This is a genomic window from Rhodococcus phenolicus (assembly GCF_001646785.1).
Classification (GTDB): Bacteria; Actinomycetota; Actinomycetes; order Mycobacteriales; family Mycobacteriaceae; genus Rhodococcus; species Rhodococcus phenolicus.
Window position 1 is genome coordinate 98,266 of record NZ_LRRH01000037.1, and the last position, 15,769, is coordinate 114,034.

Below are 15,769 nucleotides of genomic sequence, written 5' to 3' on the forward strand. Positions count from 1 at the left end.
TTGAGATGCCGTGCCGGGGTCAGTATTCACGTGCCGCCGACATTTGCGGCAAACTCCCAGGTCAGGTCGAAAATCGACACGTTCGCATCCAATGCGAGAGTCGAATCCGAGGTGTTCTCCAGCGAGATCACGAGCTCATCACGTACCCCACTCAACCGTCTCACAACCTTGGCAGTTAGACAGTCATCCGGCGTGCAAGCGGAATCGGGTCGACCCAGCTCCCGGCGTCTCACAAGTTGATTCCGAAACAAGGTCTCGAAACATCGGTACGGGAACAACTTTCGGAACAATCAGACCGCATAGGGGCGCGTCGTGGAGTCTCAGCGACGCAACGCCGCGGCGGAGATCGGTAAGCCCGCCGCGGCGAGGCGCTCGCATACATCGGCAGGGGCGCCGGGCGGGTTGCGCCACGCTGCGGCAGTAGCGCTGATCGCCTGGTGCACCCGCGCCCCGTCGAGCGTGAACAGGTGCATGACGAACTCGTCCGGGTGCAGGACCTCGATACCGAACTGGGCAAGTTCGGCATCGGGAAAATCGCGCAGGTTCGCGGTGACGATCACCTGCGCTGAGCAGCGGATCGCCGCGGCGAGCACATGCCGGTCGTTCTCGTCGGGCAGCGTCAGCGCCGGGATGAGTGCCTCGTACCCGGTGAACAGGCAGTCCGGGACCGCTCGGTTCATCAGCCCCCGAAGCTTGGCCAGGGTATCGATGGGGATGTCCGGTCGGTCGGCGGCGAGATTGCGGAACGTCTCGTCGAGAATCCGGTCGGTCCACCGGGCGTGAACCAGCCCGGTCTGGGCCAGGCGAATCAACACGTCGCGAAGCACGTTCGGGTACAGCACGTTCGCGTCGTAGAGGACGGTGAAGGTCACGTCAGTGGAGTCCGAGGTCTTCGGACAGGGCGGTGAGGTCGTCGGCGGCCCGCCGCGCATTGCGCTGCTGGGTGCGCCGGTGCTCGAGCAGTGAGGATGCCAGGATTCGACGATGCCGGCCTACCAGCCGGTACCGGATGAGGCCCTGGTCCAGGAGTTTGATCACGTGCGGGCGCGACACGTTGAGCAGTTCGGCGGCCTGCTGGGTGGTGAGCTCCGCATGCGCAGGGACCACGGTCACGCCCTGGCCGGCTGCCATGTTCGCCAGTACGTCTTTGATCAACTCCAGGGCGGAACTCGGCAGGTGCACGGACTCCGACGTTCCGGCGACAGTGACGTCGAACGTGTCGGTACTCGGTTTCACGCCCCGGAGAGCGTTCAGCGCCTGTCGTGCCTGTTCCTGCTCCACGGCACTCGGATGTTCGATCGCGGACATACCCCGCCTCCTCTAAGTGAAATATACGCAGCAAACGAAACAAACGCAAAAATGGGCGGTGTTCGAGCCCGAGGTCCGCCGTGGTGGAAATCTGCCCGGCCCGCTGTGTTCGGGTTCGGCTTCGTGGGTGTGCTGTTTGACGATCCTCAAACAGCACACCCGAAACCCATCCGGCACCCGATCGCGTCCTGCGGAATCCGGCTCCCGGCCCGTCCTGGATAACCGTCCTGCATGTTGGTCTCGTATAGGCAACTCAAACCGGGCCGAGCGAGCCAGCCGGCCTCGATCACGGTTGCCAGGATCGCGCCCGAAGTCGCCCCTGTACGACGAACGCAACAATGCCGAACCAGACCACCCACATCGGCCATGGTGAGCCCAGCGCCCACAAGGTTGCGCCCGTGCTTATCGTCACCGCGATGTCGTAATTGCGTTTCCACATGCGCTCAGTCTGCCGCTTTGACGTCCCACACCTGTTCAACACAGAAAGGACCCTGGGGGTGGCGCCACCGACCGGTTGGTGGGGGCGTTTTCGGGAACCGCTGTGCGTGGCGGAGTAGTGTGCCGGTGAGAGAGGCGGGCCCGGTGCTGGATCGGACCGTCCCGGTCTTCTCTTCCGTCTCGAATCCTGAACCGCCGATGGTGTGATCAGCTGGAGTGGCCGGCGAGTTCGAGAGCGCGCCGCAGATACGCCCTGCCACCGAGTCGGGACTCTCGAAGCAGTTGACCAATCCGCCCGTGAGCCAGTGGTCGTCGCGGAAGATGCGATACAACACACGGACACAGTCGTCGGGTGTGGCGGTGGAGGCGTCTCCGATCTCCCTGCCCGGCGCGAAGACCAGGATCAGTCCTGCGCGCTGAAGAACCCAGCGCAGGTCGGCGATGCCGGAAGTGTCCACGGCAGGGTGATTGCTGTATCGGCAATATAACTTGCCACTTTCGGTCCGGTCCCGCACTGTGGAGGTATGACTGGGAACGAGAACTTCGATGTGGTGGTCGTCGGTGGCGGGGCTGCCGGCCTGAGCGGCGCGATGGTGCTGGGACGGTCCCGGCGCCGGGTGCTGGTGATCGACGCCGGTGAACCCCGCAACGCCCCTGCCGACCATGCCCACAACTACCTCGGCCGCGAAGGCGTTCCGCCGCTCGAGCTGCTCGCCGACGGGCGCGCCGAGGTTGCGGCGTACGGCGTGGAACTGGCGAACGACCGCGTGACGGCCGTGACTCGCACCGAGCACGGGTTCGCCGTGGTCACCGGAAGCGGCCGTGAGGTCGCCGCGCGGCGCGTGCTGGTCACCGCAGGCGTGGTGGACGAGCTGCCCGACGTCCCCGGACTCGCCGAGCGCTGGGGGAGGGACGTGCTCCACTGCCCTTACTGCCACGGCTGGGAGGTGCGTGATCAGGCGATTGCTGTGTTGGCGACCAGTCCGATGGCGGGACACCAGGGCCTGCTCTTCCGCCAGCTCACCGACGACGTCGTCATCGTCGTTGCCGACGGCGTCGAGCTGTCGCCCACCGATCTGGAGCGGATGGCCGCCATCGGTGTCCCGATCGAGCACGGCACCCCGCGCGAGGTGGTCACCGACGGCGATCGGCTGGTCGGGCTGCGCCTCGCCGACGGCGCTGTGCTCGAGCGCGAGGCAATCGTCGTGGCGTCCCGGCCACAGGTACGCGCCGACTTCCTGTCGCCTCTCGGCGTGGAGCCGCAGCAGGTCGAAATGGGCGGGACGCCGGTGGGTTCGGTGATCGCGGTCGACCCCGTCGGGGCGACGTCCGTGCCCGGCCTCTATGCGGCCGGCAACACCACCGACATCAGCATGACCCTGATCGGCTCGGCTGCTCACGGTAATCGGGTGGGAGCGTTCATCAATGCCGACCTGGCCGCCGAGGACGCCGACCGCGCGGCCGACGATCGCCGGGCCGAGATGTTCGAGCAGCCCGCCTGGGAGGAGCGCTACTCAGGGGAACGGGTGTGGAGCGGAAACGTCAACCCGCAGCTCGAGGTGGAGGCCTCGTCCCTGGCATCCGGCCGGGCACTCGACGTCGGTTGCGGTGAGGGAGCCGACACGGTCTGGCTGGCCGGCCGCGGCTGGTCGGTGACGGCCCTCGACTTCGCCGTCGCCGCACTCGAGAAGACAGCGGCGCACGCCGCCGAGGCCGGCGTCGGCGACCGTGTCACGACCCTTCAGGCCGACGTCCGTACCTGGCAGCCCGGCGAGGAACGATGGGACCTCGTCTCGTCGCAGTTCATGCACCTTCCCGACGGCGGGATGGTCGACCTGACCCGGCGGCTCGGCTCCGCGGTCGCTCCCGGTGGCACCCTGCTCGTGGTCGGCCACCACCCCGAAGACCTCGCGACCGGGCTCCGCCACGGTCACCGCTCGTTCCTCTTCACCCCCGAATCGCTGATTCCGGCGCTGGAGGACGGCGAGTGGGAGATCGAGGTCTGCGACGTCCGGTCCCGGACAGCGGTCCACCCGCAGGCCGGGGAGGTGACGTTGCGCGACTCGGTGCTGCGGGCGCGGCGACTCGGCTGAGCCGGATTGTGGACGCCGCAGTCGAGCCGACCGCGACCTCGCCGGCCGGAGAATCTGTGCCGCAACATTTGTCGCGACGACTTCGCGAAGAGTGCGGAACTGCGTCTGCTCGCTCGGTCTACGAGACGTCCGCGTCTGCGAGTGCCTGCCGGCCGAGGGCGAAGGCCCGGTTGCTGTTGGGCACACCCGCGTAGACAGCGGTGTGCAGGAACACCTCGACCAGTACATCGGGGTCCATCCCGGCGCGCAGGGCGGCCCGGATGTGCATGTCGAGTTCGTGCTCGTTCCCGACGGCCGTGAGGATCGCCAGGGTCAGCAGCCGGCGGGTCCGATGATCCAGTCCCGGCCGGGACCAGATATCGCCCCACGCGGTACGGGTGATGAAATCCTGGAAGGGCGCGGTGAACTCGGTCGCCGCCGCCGTCGCCCGGTCGACGTGGGCGTCGCCCAGCACCGAACGGCGCACCCGCATTCCCTGATCGAATGCGGCGGTGCGCTGCGCACCTGCCGGCGTCGCGCGGGTCAGGTGTTCGCGGACGAGGGCGGTGATCCGTCCGGCCTGCTCGACGTTCATCAGATGTGCGCCCGGATCGACGACATGGAAATCCGCCCCGGCGATACCGTCGGCGAGCTCCCGCATCACCGACGGTGGCGTCGCCGGATCCTGTGCCCCCGCGACCACCAGGGTGGGTGCGACGATGCGGGCCAGGTCGGCACGTCCGTCCCAGCTCGCGAGCGCCTCGCAGCAGCCGGCGTAGCCCTCGTCGCTCGTCGCCGAGACCATGGCCACGTGGCGGGAAACCAGGTCGCCGTCGCGGTCGGCGAGTCCGGGGGTGAACCAGCGGCCGACGATCGACTCGGCAAGCGAGGCCACGCCTTCGGCGCGGACGGCCGCCGCCCGCTCCCGCCACGGTTCGGCCGGAAGGAACGCCGCCGACGTGCAGAGCAGAGTGAGGGTACGAACCCGTGCCGGACGGTGCGCGGCGAGCCACTGCGCGACGGCTCCTCCGAGCGAGAGACCCACCACGTGTACGGATTCGAGACCGAGCGCATCGAGCACGGCGAGGACGTCGCCCCCGAGGTCGGCCATCGTGTACGGACCGTCGACGACCGGTGACCGTCCGTGTCCGCGATGGTCGACGGCGATGATCTGCGCGAGAGGGGACAGCGCGGCGATCTGCGGCTCCCACATCGACAGGTCGGAGCCGAGCGACCCGAGCAGCAGCACCGGCGGGGCGGAGGGGTCGCCGTGCAGTTCGTAGTGGAGAGCGACGGTCACGCGGATCCTTTCGTCAGGTCGTGGTGGGCCAGCGCGCGGTCGACGAGGTCGCCGGCATGGCCGAGATAGCAGGTGGGATCGAGCAGTTCGCGCACCCGATCGGCGCCGAGATGCTCGGTGATCGCAGGAACACGATCGAGCGGGGTGCCCGCGGCCGCCGCGGCGGTGACGATGTCGCGCGCTCCGCCGGTGTGTTCGGCCAGCGCCGCGGTGACCTTCTCCGCGAGAATGGCTCCGCCGGTGAGACCGAGGTTGCGGGACAGGGCATCGGGATTCACGTGCAGTCCGCCGAGGCACACCGAAAGCTGATGCGCCGCACCGCCGGACAGCCGGATCAGGTCGGTGAGCGTCTCCCACTCGGCGTGCCAGGCTCCGGCGGCGCGGGCGAACTCGTGGTCCGCCGCGGCGAGAGCGGTCGCGACCAGACCCGGCACCCGGCGCGCGGCAGCGCGTGCGGTGATCGCCGCGACCGGGTTCCGCTTGTGCGGCATCGCCGAGGACCCACCGGGTGCGTCCTCGGCGACCTCGCCGAGCTCGGTGGCGGCCATCAGCACGATATCGGTGGCGGCCTTCGAGACCGACCCGGTGGCGATCCCCAGTGCGGAGGCCAGGCGCGTGATCGGTGTGCGTGCGGTGTGCCACGGCACGAGCGGCCGGGCCAGGCCGAGCAGATCCGCGAGCGTGTCGGCGAACGCCGGTCCGTCGGGGTGGACGGCCGCGAGAGTACCTGCTGCCCCGCCGTATTGCACCGGAAGCGTGTTCACGGCCCGTTCCACTTCGGCCGCACCGTCGTCGAGTGCGGCGAGCCAGCCGGCGGCGAGCGCACCGAACGTGGTGGGCAGCGCCTGCTGACCGAGCGTGCGCGCGACCATCGGGGTGTCGCGGTGTGTCCGGGCGAGCCGCGCCGCGGCATCCGCGGCGGCACGCAGCTGCCCGAGGACGTACCCGCCCGCCTTGCGGGACAACAACATCAGTGCAGAGTCGAGCACGTCCTGGCTCGTCGCGCCGACGTGCACGGCGGTGGCCGGCGCATCGGCGCGGTCACGCAGGATCTTCACCAGCGGGATCACCGGATTGCCTCCGGCCGCGGCGAGCCCGCCGAGTTCGGCGGGATCCAGCTCGCGGGCGATCCGCGCGGCCGCCGCGGCGACGGCCGCAACGTCGTCCGAGGTCGCGCGACCGTACCTTTCGGCGGTCCGGGTGATCGCCACCTCGACGTCGAGCAGCGCCGTCAGCCACGCGTGGTCGGACAGCATCGGGGCGATCTCACCCGCCCCGAACACCGGGTCGAACAAGCTGCCACGGGTGTTCTCGGGTCGTGCCGGCTCGGACAACGAGGGCTCCCGTCTAGATCGAGAAGAACGGCGTTTCCACACCGTTCGGATCGAGGTCCTGAACGTACACCGTCCACGCGTATCCGTCGTCGGACCGTTCCGCGACGAGCTTGCCCCGTTGCGACTCGGGCAGCGCCGCGAGTACCGGATCGGTCGTGTGCGCCGCGTCGTCCTCGGGGAAGTACATGCGGGTGTACAGGCGGTCGAGCATGCCGCGGGCGAAGATCCCGACCAGCAGGTGCGGTGCCTCTTCGTCGTCGGAGCCCGGTTTGACGGTGTGGACGACGGCCGTTCCGGTCTCGTCGGCGGCACTACGGGCGAATCCCCGGAAACCCTGTGTGCCGTACCGGCCGTCGGTGTCGGACTGCCAGGTCTCGATCATCGCGTCGGCCACCGGCTCACGGTGACCGTCCAGGACGGTGACACGGACGGTGACCCGGCCGGGAGTGCCCGCGGGTACGACGTTCTCACCGTCGGTGCCCCAGTCGAGGCCGATCTTCCAGTACGGCCCGACGGTTTGCGAGGGGGTCGGACCGAACGTGGCGGTGCTCTGGTCGCCGGGGGTGACGGCGTAGCGAGGAGCGAAATCACTCATCGTTGTCCTCCTCGTCCTCGAAGGGGGTGGCCTCGTGTCCGCGCAACACGATGTCGAAGCGGAACCCGAGTGCCCAGTTGTCGACGGTGGCGTCGTAGTCGAACACGCTGACCATGCGGTGGCGCGCCTCGGGCGGCACCGAGTTGTAGATCGGGTCCTGGAAGAACAACGGGTCGTCCGGGAAGTACATCTGGGTGACGAGCCGCTGGGTGAAGGCCGTGCCGAACAGGGAGAAGTGGATGTGGGCGGGCCGCCATGCGTTGTCATGGTTGCGCCACGGGTAGGCACCGGGTTTGACAGTCGTGAAACGGTATTCGCCCTGCGCATCGGTGAGGCAACGGCCGAGGCCGTCGAAGTGCGGGTCGAGCGGGGCGGGCCAGTTGTCGTTCACGTGGCGGTACCGGCCCGCGGCGTTGGCCTGCCACACCTCGACGAGGGTGTGCGGGACGGGCTTACCGTCGCTGTCGAGGACCCGGCCGTGCACGATGATCCGCTGGCCTGCGGCCTCACCACCGTTTGCGAGAGTCAGGTCGGCGTCACCTTCCCGGACCCGGTCCTCACCGAAGAGGGGGCCGGTCAGTTCGCCGAGGCGTTGCGGGATCAGTGTGAGCGGCTGGGCGGGCCGCCGCAGGCCGGTGGTCCGGTAGTCCGGGAAGTCCAGGGGTGGGTGCGCGCCCTCGGGTCGGGCGAATCGCGGCGGCAGATGGAGCACGGGAACCTCGCGTGTCGAAGTGGCAGGGACGGGACGAAGCGGCGTCAGTTGTCGGGCCAACCGGTGTATCCCTCGGCGAGATACTGCTGCCCGTACCGGGATCCGGTGACGGCGGCGAGCTCGCCGAGAGCTCGTTTGTGTTCGAACGACGTTGCTTCGGAACGTGTGTGGAGCATGGAAGTCATCCAGTAGGAGAAGTTCTGGGCTTTCCAGACCCGCTGCAGGGCGGTCTCGCTGTAGTCGTCGAGCAGTGCGGTCGAGCCCGCGGAGAAGTACGAGTCGAGGGCGCGGAACAGCAGGCCCACGTCCGCCAGGGCGAGGTTCAGGCCCTTCGCACCCGTGGGCGGAACGGTGTGACCGGCATCGCCGGCAAGGAAGAGATTGCCGTGACGCAGCGGCTCGCACACGTAGGAGCGGAACGGCAGGACCATCTGCTCGAAGATGCGGCCGCGCTTCAGTTCGAGACCGTCGGGACCGTCCACCCGCCGCTGCAACTCGTCCCAGATGCGCTCCTCCGTCCAGCTCGCGGCGTCCTCGGCCGGGTCGCACTGGAAGTACATGCGCTGCACGGTGTCGCTGCGCTGGCTGATGAGCGCGAAGCCGTGCTCGGAGCGGGCGTAGATCAGTTCGGGCGCACTCGGCGGTGCTTCGGTGAGGATGCCGAACCAGGCGAACGGATATTCGATGAAATGGTCGGTGCGCACATCCGCCGGGATCGCTTTGCGGCAGATGCTCTGCGATCCGTCCGCACCGACGAGGATGCGGCACCGGATCTCGGCCGGGGTGCCGTCGGCCTCGGTGAAGCGGATCTTTGGGGTGTCAGTGGTGATGTCGAGGACCTCGGTGTCGCCGACCCCGTAGCGGACGTCGCCACCGTCACGTGCCCGGGCGGCCGCGAGATCGACGAAGACCTCGTTCTGGGGATACAGCCACACCGATTCGCCGACCAGGTCCTGGAAATCGATGCGGTGGCTGTGACCGCCGAATCGCAGGTCGATGCCGTCGTGGCGATGGCCTTCGGACAGGACGCGGCCGTCGACTCCGCTGTTCGTGAGCAACTCGACGGAGCCGTGTTCGAGGATGCCGGCGCGGTGGGTGGTGCGGATGGTCTCATGATCGCGCTTCTCGATGACGATGTTGTCGATGCCGGCCTTGGCGAGCAGGTGCGAGAGCATCAGTCCGGCGGGGCCGCCGCCCACGATGCCGACCTGCGTGGTGACGGTCGTGCGGGGTGCGCTCACGGACTTCCTCCACGGGGACGGTGTGCTCGGGACGAAGAGAAGTGTTGTAGGCCACTCGTCTCGAGCGAACATCTCTTCTCATTGAACGAGAAAACCCGGAATGTTCCGTCCCGGTGGCTGTTCCCCGGCCTCCCGGGCGATGCCCCGTGCGGCTGCCATGAGCACTGCGATGATCGCCTGCCGCTGGGCGACGCCGGTGGGCACCACCACCCCGAGCGCCGCCACGGCGTGCCCGGCCCGGTCCACGACCGGAACCGAGATGCCCGTGGTGCCGTCGTCGAGGACACCGTCGTAACTGGCGTATCCCAATCGTCGGATCTCCGCAAGCGCACGACGGAAATCACTTGCGGTAGTGGAGAACCGATGCTCCACCTCGGGGTGCAGGCGTCGGTACTCCTCCTGTACCTCGGCGGGGGAGAACGCGAGCATCACCATGCCCATCGACGTGTCGTGCGCGGACATCCGGCCCGCGACCGAGGCCTGGTTGATCACCGAACCGGACGACGAGAGCCGCTCGAGGACGAGCACCTCGCCGTCCCGCAGCACGGAGAGCTGCGTGTGCTGGTGCACCACCGACTGCACGTCCTGCAGGAACGGCAACGCGGCCTCACGCAGATCCTTCGCGGGCGAGCTGCGCGCGACCAGTTCCCACAGACGCAGCCCCAGCCGCACGGTGCCGTCCTGCTCCCGCGACAGGATCCCGTGCTGCACCATCTCGCCGACGAGCCGGTACATCGTCGCCTGAGGGATCCCCGAACGCCGCGAGAGCGCCCGTACGGTCAGTGCCGGTTTCTCGTCGTCGAACGCTTCGAGGATGCGCACGACGCGATCGAGGATCGAATCACCGGACGACGAATTGGCCATACTCCCGATTATCGGCTCTGCCCCGGGGTCAGCCGCGCAGCAAGGAACCCCAGGATCTCGTCGCGAGCGGCGAGAGTCGGCTCGCCCGCGGCATCGATCAGGTGCGCCGTCACCACACTGTGCGGACTCGCCACCACGTCCGCGAAGAACGGTGGAGGTGTGGGATCGGCCGCGCTGTCCGGGAGTACCGTGCCCACGAAACGGTTCCCGAGCGCGGATTCGTAGGCTGCGAAACGCTCTGCACGGCACCACTTGTCACCGGAGAAACGGTATGCGAGCACGGTCAGGTCGTCGCGGTCGATTCGTTCACGCACCGCGGCGAGATCCTCCGGTGCGATCTCCAACCCGGCGGGGTCGTCGAGCGGAAGGGACGGCTGGCACAGCACCGGCGCGAGGACCGACGGCTCGAGCGTCATGGTCAGGGCGAAGTTGCCGGTGAAGCACATGCCCACCGCCCCGGTGCCGGGGCCGCCGCACTCCGTGTGTGCGGCGGCGGCCAGGGCGCGCAGCCATCGGGTGACGGGGCTGGTCCGGTTCGCGCCGAACGCCCGGAACTCGGCGCTGACACACGCGCGCTGCATCACCGCGGTGCCGTCCTCGACGGTGGGGACCGCGCCGTCGCGACCGAACAGCGACGGCAGGAACACGGTGAAGCCGGCGTCGCGAATCCACCGCGCGAAACGGGCGACATGAGGACTGATGCCCGGCATCTCCGGCATCACGACGACGGCCGGGCCCGAGCCGGAGACGAGCACGCGTTTCATGACCGAATCGAAGGTGAGGTGCCGGCGCTCGAAGTCCTCGAGCGGATCGTCCCCGGTCGTCTCACGAGTTGTCATGGCTGGTCCTGTTCGTCGTGTGGTTCGGATGAACAGGCTCGATCCTCGTCGGCGAACGCGCCGGGGAAGGAGGGGCGCGATCGCCACCTTTCGTGCGGATCCGGCCACCGCGTCGTCCGGTGTCAGCGGGTGCGGAACTCGCGGCGGTAGTCGCCGAGCCCCATGCCGACCCGCTCCAGGAAGAGCCGGCGCAACGTGCCCGGGTCCTGGTATCCGACGCGTCGAGGGATCTCGCCGATCGGCACATCGGTGTCGGTCAAGAGCCGTTTGGCGGCGCCGACCCGGGCCTCTCGAAGGAAGTGCAGCGGTGAAGAGCCGGCTTCGTCGGCGTAGCGGCGCAACACCGTCCTGGTGCTGACGTGGAACGCGTCTGCCAGGCGCGCGAGGCTGTAGGGCTCGGTCAGGTGATCGACCAGCCAGCGCTGGACCGCGATCGCGAACGGCCCGGCCGTCGTCTCCACCATGGACTCGACCACGTACGGCGCCTGGCTGGTCCGGTTCTCCGACACCAGGGTGATGCGCGCGGCGGTCCGCGCGACGTCGGCGCCGAGGTGGTCCCGGACGATGGTGGTCGCGAGGTCGAGCGACGCGGTGAACGCGGCGGTGGTGGTGATCCGATCGTCGGTGACGATCAGGGACTCCGCGCACACCGTCGACTGCGGATATCGCCGGGCCAGTGTCGATGCGAACAGCCAGGAGGTGGTGCATCGTCGTTCATCCAGGAGGCCGGCCTCACCGAGCAGGAAGGCGCCGACACACACCGAGGCGATGCGGGTGCCGCGACGTCCGGCGGTGCGCAGGAAGTCGATCTCACGGCTGCGGTCGGCGAGCCGGACGTCCAGGTCGGTGGCGGGCGTGAGCTCGAACCCGGGTACGACGAGCAGATCGAAGCCGTGACGCCATGGACGCGCCTCGATCGTGAATCCGCCCGCGACGGTCACCGGCTCCGGCGACGCCGCGACCACCGAGGTCCGGAACAATGCACCGGCGGCGGTACCGTTGTCGCGGGCGACATGGTTGGCGATGCGGAGAAAATCGGAGACGGCGAACACTTCGGTGGCGAAACAGCCCTCGTAGGCCACGATTCCGATGCGCACAGTACCCACTTCCGAGCGAGGCGGCTCCGGGCGGCGGGACGCCCCGGCCGGATCGCAGGAGACGTTACAGAACGGTTCGCAGTGCGATACCGGCCTCGTTCGAGAACGGAAACGACCGGTCCGGCTACACCGTTCCGAATACCATGTGGACACCGAATGGAGGAGGACGCCCGTGCTCACTCGTATCCTCGCGACGGCCGCACTCGTCATGGGAGCCCTGCTGGCGACGGCGACAGCCGCCTCGGCAGAACCCGCCGACGACCCGTACGGCTTCAACGCGGTTCGGGACCGAACCGACTACTTCGTCGCGCCCCTCGACCCGGGCGCACTGATCGGCGCGAACACCCACAAGCCGATCATCCTGAGTCCGTACGGCGCCGCGCGGAAGATCGAGTGCCGCGGTGACGGGCACTACGTCCAGATCCACGAGTGCGTTCAGTACGACACGAACGATGTCGCGCACGAGCTTCGATCGATCCCCAACCCGATCCGCCCGGTCTACGTGTATTTCTGACCGAAACTGCTGCGGTGGCCGGAATTGCTCAGCCCGTCACCGCAGAGTGTGCGGTGCGATTCCTGCGGATCAGGTAACCGGCGGTGATCACCGCGACCACTCCCGGCCCGCTGTGCACGAGGAGCACGCCGAGCAGGGTCGGTCCTCCCCAGTCGTCGCGATAGCTGGCCGGGTCGCCGAAGTCGACGACGAAGAATTCGGCGACTCCGCGCGCGATCGCGAACGCACCGGCGACTCCGGCCAGACCGTAGCCCAGAGCCTTCAGTATCCGCGGCCGCCGCGTGTGATCGACGGCGGCGACGATCAGCAGAACGAGCAGGGCGATCATGGCGGCGAGTGCGACGACGCCGAGAATCCGATCCGGAACGGATTCGGCAGCGGCGGCGGTCACGAATGTCATGCTGGGATTCCACCAATTTCCGCGCCCGCGCACATCCGGGAGATCCCCCGATCTGTTCGGAAACGTTCTCGGGGACACGTCCGGGTACCGGCCTGTGACACGCGTGTCGCCGGAGGACCGTAATCGCAGATCCGCGTCACCCGCCGGTACCCACCACCCTCGGCGTGGCCTGCGCGCCCGAATTTTCCGTCACGGAACGGAGTTTCGCGATGAATCGGAGGAAATGGGGATCGAAGCGAGTCGGATCGCTGCCCGCCATCTCGTCGGCCGTCCACCATCGGCCGCCACGGAACTCCCGTGGATCCAGGGCGAACTCGGTGCCGCTGCCGGCGGCGACGGCGTACCAGAGGCTGACGTCGACGTGCGCGGCGCCGCTGCCGACCGTGTTCGTCACCGTGAGGAAGAGAGGGGCGGTACCGGCGACACCGAAGTCGGCCTCGATTCCGAGTTCCTCCCGCACTTCGCGGATCGCGGTGTCCCTCGGGTGCTCGCCGGGCTCGACGTGCCCGCCGGCAGGAAGCCACAGGCCCGCCTTGATGTGGTCGACGAGGAACACACTCGCCTCGCTCGGGTCGACCACGACGACATAGGACACGAGATGCTGCGGTGGGGTCGCGGGTGAACGTCTGCGGAAGACGTCGTCCGTACCTGCGATCCACTCCAGCGCTGCCGACCGGTGACTTCGCTCGAGGTCGTCCCACGGTTCGACGGCGGAGACGATCTCGTGGACGGAACGAACGGCGGGTTTCATCCGCCGATGATCGCACCCGGCTCCGACGGGGACGGTGTGGCCGGTGATCCGGCCTACCGCCAGGAGCCGGCGTTCTCGCACAGGTGCCCGATGGGGCAGAGCACGACGTCGCCGTGCGGATCGACCCAGACCGGATCGGCGCCGTGCAGACGAGGGCGCAACAGGTGGCGCCCGCGACTCGGCCACTGCACGAATTCGTAGCCGGCCAGATCGTCCTGCACCACCTCGGCGACCCAGGCCGCCGCTTCACCGTACGAGACATCCACGGTGAGGCCGCCACCGATGCCGAAGCCACCGAGTCCGCGGATGCGCTGCCAGCCGACCGACACGTGGTAGTCGCCGTTGATCGACAGGTCCCAGACCAATCGATCGAGGTTCACGGACCGTCCGTGGCGCAGACACCTCAGGTCGAGCGCGACTGCGGCGAGGGCGCGTGCCCACGCCTCGGGCGGGTCGAAGGACGGACGGCCGGTGCCGGAGTCCGCGTCGATCCCGGAGACCGTGTCGAACAACGGGATACGCCAGGTGATGCTGTCGTCCCACGGGCTCCACGGAGTCACGGTGTCGTTCTCGCTTCCCGGCCGTCCTGTCGGCGCAGCCGCACGTCAGGCGACGTAGCCGAGTTCCTTCAGGAGGGCCAGGCCCTGCTCGGCCGTTTCGGTGGAGAACTGCACGATCAGGCCCCGCGACCTGTCGACCACATCGAACATCACGTAGGGGCCGCTCGGGTCGTAGCCGACGATGCGGCTCCCGTCCGGGGACGTGATCGTGGTGTACGCGCCGGTCTTGTTGTCCCGCAACTGGATCAGATGAGACCGCGCGTACTCGTCGTCGCGCCATGCCGTGACACCGAGGTATTCGTTCGCTTCCATGCCGACGGCCTTGCCGAGGTTCGAATTCACGTTGACGAGGCAACGCACCTGCAGGGCCGAACTGCCGGACGAGAAGCCGGATTTCTCGCATGCCGTCGACGAGGTGATCAGCTTCGTCGGAAGCAGTGACGTCACGTCGTCGGTGGATTCGCTGATGAACGTCGAGTCCGCGGTGGCGGCCGGGGCGGAGCTGTCCGCCGGCTCGGTGGCGTCGATCACGACGGCGGCGCCGGGTTGCGCCGCGGCCGCGGACGCGGGATCCGTGTCCGGGCGGGTGACGAAGAAGATCGCAGCTGCCGCGACGAGTACCGCAGCGACGGCCGCGCCCACGATCATCAGCGGCGTACGGGATTTCTGTTGCGCGGCAGCGGGAGCGGGTGGCCGGGCGAACGCCGGGCCGTGGAATACGGATGCCGGTGCCTGCCGTGGGTGCCGGGGTTCGCGCTCGAGTACCTCGGTGGCCCGCTGCGCCGCGGGATCGGTGCCCCGCCCACCGGCGACGAACCCCGCCGCGCCCCTGGCCACCACGGTTTTCGGGTCGTCCAGCGTGGCGATCGGGCCGAGCTCGGCCAGCCGCCGATGCACGTACGGGATACGCGAGGACCCGCCGGTCAGGTACAGCGCCTGCAGGCCCCCGCGGTCCACGCCGGCCTCGCGCAGCACCGTCGCGGCCAGCTGCACGGCGCGGCCGATCTGCGGTTCGATCATCTGCTCGAACTCCTCGCGGGTGAGGGTGACGGTGATCTCGGTGCCGTTGCCGGTGACCCGGATCGTCGCCGAGGGGGCGTCGGTGGCGTCGAGGTTCTTGCCGCCGAGGGCGTTGTCGCCGGCGGCGCGCAGCACTTCGAAGGTCCATTCGTCCGTGGCGGTCAGGACGGCGACGTCGAGGGTGCCGCCGCCGAAGTCGAACACGGCGATGGTGGAGCCGGCGACGATCTTGGCGTCGTGGTGGCGGGAGTAGTGGAAGGCGGCGGCGCGGGGTTCGGAGATGAGGCAGACGTGTCCGCCGAGGCCGGCGAGGGTGGCGGCGTGGCGCAGGACCGCCAGTTCGCGTGGGGACCAGGCTTCGGGGTGGGTGAGGACGATGTCGGTGGGGGGTTGGTTGTTGTGGGCGGTCAGGGCGCGGGTGTGGACGGTGCGCAGGACCGCGGCGATGGTGGTGGCGGTGGGGATGTCGTGGCCGCGGGTGTGGACGGTGCCGGTGGTGACGTGGGCTTTGGGGGCGGCGATGTAGCCGGCGGGGTCGAGGGTGGCGTGGTTGACGGCGACGTCGCCGGTGGTGATGGTGCCGTGGGGGTCGAGGTAGACCGCGGAGGGCATCAGGTTGCTGGTGTGGGTCAGGGGGAGGGATTCGATGCGGTCGGGTCCGGTGCGGTGTGCGGCGGAGGTGTTGGAGGTGCCGAAGTCGACCGCCAGGACCCAGCTCATCGTT

At 68.7% G+C, this 15,769-nt stretch carries 17 protein-coding genes; 2 read left to right on the forward strand and 15 right to left on the reverse strand.

Annotated elements, in window-relative coordinates; genetic code table 11:
- Nucleotides 1-320: 320 nt before the first annotated feature.
- From A8G15_RS11765 to A8G15_RS30575, 3 genes are all read right to left on the reverse strand, one after another.
- Nucleotides 321-872 (reverse strand): PIN domain-containing protein, encoded by a 552-nt coding sequence (locus A8G15_RS11765; RefSeq protein WP_068159263.1) that lies wholly within the window; start codon nucleotides 870-872, stop codon nucleotides 321-323.
- Nucleotide 873: 1 nt separating this feature from the next.
- Nucleotides 874-1,308: a helix-turn-helix domain-containing protein gene (locus A8G15_RS11770; protein ID WP_068159265.1), complete on the reverse strand. Its 435-nt coding sequence runs from the start codon at nucleotides 1,306-1,308 to the stop codon at nucleotides 874-876.
- A 443-nt stretch (nucleotides 1,309-1,751) separates the two neighbouring features.
- On the reverse strand, nucleotides 1,752-2,204 hold the full coding sequence (locus tag A8G15_RS30575; RefSeq protein WP_156665349.1) for a hypothetical protein: 453 nt from the start codon (nucleotides 2,202-2,204) through the stop codon (nucleotides 1,752-1,754).
- A gap of 66 nt (nucleotides 2,205-2,270) precedes the next feature.
- Here A8G15_RS30575 and A8G15_RS11780 point away from each other — a divergent pair, with 66 nt between their 5' ends.
- A complete protein-coding gene (locus tag A8G15_RS11780) occupies nucleotides 2,271-3,839 on the forward strand; it encodes a bifunctional NAD(P)/FAD-dependent oxidoreductase/class I SAM-dependent methyltransferase (RefSeq protein WP_068159269.1) in 1,569 nt (522 codons plus the stop codon).
- A gap of 118 nt (nucleotides 3,840-3,957) precedes the next feature.
- Here A8G15_RS11780 and pcaDC read toward each other — a convergent pair whose 3' ends face one another.
- The 8 genes from pcaDC to A8G15_RS11820 form a co-directional block, all read right to left on the reverse strand.
- Nucleotides 3,958-5,118: a bifunctional 3-oxoadipate enol-lactonase/4-carboxymuconolactone decarboxylase PcaDC gene (pcaDC, locus tag A8G15_RS11785; RefSeq protein WP_068159270.1), complete on the reverse strand. Its 1,161-nt coding sequence runs from the start codon at nucleotides 5,116-5,118 to the stop codon at nucleotides 3,958-3,960.
- Complete coding sequence (locus tag A8G15_RS11790) at nucleotides 5,115-6,374, reverse strand: lyase family protein (protein ID WP_425415086.1); 1,260 nt, start codon at nucleotides 6,372-6,374, stop codon at nucleotides 5,115-5,117. Before A8G15_RS11790 ends, pcaDC begins: the two co-directional genes overlap by 4 nt.
- A gap of 91 nt (nucleotides 6,375-6,465) precedes the next feature.
- Nucleotides 6,466-7,047: a protocatechuate 3,4-dioxygenase subunit alpha gene (gene pcaG, locus A8G15_RS11795; RefSeq protein ID WP_068159272.1), complete on the reverse strand. Its 582-nt coding sequence runs from the start codon at nucleotides 7,045-7,047 to the stop codon at nucleotides 6,466-6,468.
- Nucleotides 7,040-7,759 carry a protocatechuate 3,4-dioxygenase subunit beta gene (gene pcaH, locus A8G15_RS11800; RefSeq protein WP_068159273.1) on the reverse strand — a complete coding sequence of 240 codons (720 nt, stop codon included), beginning with the start codon at nucleotides 7,757-7,759 and terminating at the stop codon, nucleotides 7,040-7,042. The genes pcaG and pcaH overlap by 8 nt, the downstream gene beginning before the upstream one ends.
- 44 nt (nucleotides 7,760-7,803) lie before the next feature.
- Nucleotides 7,804-9,000 (reverse strand): 4-hydroxybenzoate 3-monooxygenase, encoded by a 1,197-nt coding sequence (locus tag A8G15_RS11805; protein ID WP_068159274.1) that lies wholly within the window; start codon nucleotides 8,998-9,000, stop codon nucleotides 7,804-7,806.
- A 78-nt stretch (nucleotides 9,001-9,078) separates the two neighbouring features.
- Nucleotides 9,079-9,864 carry an IclR family transcriptional regulator gene (locus A8G15_RS11810; protein ID WP_068159275.1) on the reverse strand — a complete coding sequence of 262 codons (786 nt, stop codon included), beginning with the start codon at nucleotides 9,862-9,864 and terminating at the stop codon, nucleotides 9,079-9,081.
- Nucleotides 9,865-9,872: 8 nt separating this feature from the next.
- Entirely contained in the window at nucleotides 9,873-10,703 is an 831-nt protein-coding gene (locus A8G15_RS11815; RefSeq protein ID WP_068159276.1) for a dienelactone hydrolase family protein, read from the reverse strand.
- A gap of 122 nt (nucleotides 10,704-10,825) precedes the next feature.
- Entirely contained in the window at nucleotides 10,826-11,800 is a 975-nt protein-coding gene (locus tag A8G15_RS11820; RefSeq protein WP_068159277.1) for a GlxA family transcriptional regulator, read from the reverse strand.
- A 172-nt stretch (nucleotides 11,801-11,972) separates the two neighbouring features.
- Here A8G15_RS11820 and A8G15_RS11825 point away from each other — a divergent pair, with 172 nt between their 5' ends.
- The gene (locus tag A8G15_RS11825) at nucleotides 11,973-12,314 is read left to right on the forward strand and encodes a hypothetical protein (RefSeq protein WP_156665350.1); all 342 of its coding nucleotides are present in this window, start codon (nucleotides 11,973-11,975) and stop codon (nucleotides 12,312-12,314) included.
- A gap of 28 nt (nucleotides 12,315-12,342) precedes the next feature.
- Here the strand turns inward: A8G15_RS11825 and A8G15_RS31440 are convergent, their stop codons facing one another.
- The 4 genes from A8G15_RS31440 to A8G15_RS11845 form a co-directional block, all read right to left on the reverse strand.
- Complete coding sequence (locus A8G15_RS31440; RefSeq protein WP_211270151.1) at nucleotides 12,343-12,714, reverse strand: hypothetical protein; 372 nt, start codon at nucleotides 12,712-12,714, stop codon at nucleotides 12,343-12,345.
- A gap of 136 nt (nucleotides 12,715-12,850) precedes the next feature.
- Nucleotides 12,851-13,465 (reverse strand): NUDIX hydrolase, encoded by a 615-nt coding sequence (locus tag A8G15_RS11835; RefSeq protein ID WP_068159294.1) that lies wholly within the window; start codon nucleotides 13,463-13,465, stop codon nucleotides 12,851-12,853.
- 53 nt (nucleotides 13,466-13,518) lie between these two features.
- A complete protein-coding gene (locus A8G15_RS11840) occupies nucleotides 13,519-14,025 on the reverse strand; it encodes a hypothetical protein (protein WP_156665351.1) in 507 nt (168 codons plus the stop codon).
- Nucleotides 14,026-14,070: 45 nt separating this feature from the next.
- On the reverse strand, nucleotides 14,071-15,769 hold a 1,699-nt coding region (locus A8G15_RS11845), incomplete at its 5' end, for an Hsp70 family protein (protein WP_245687810.1).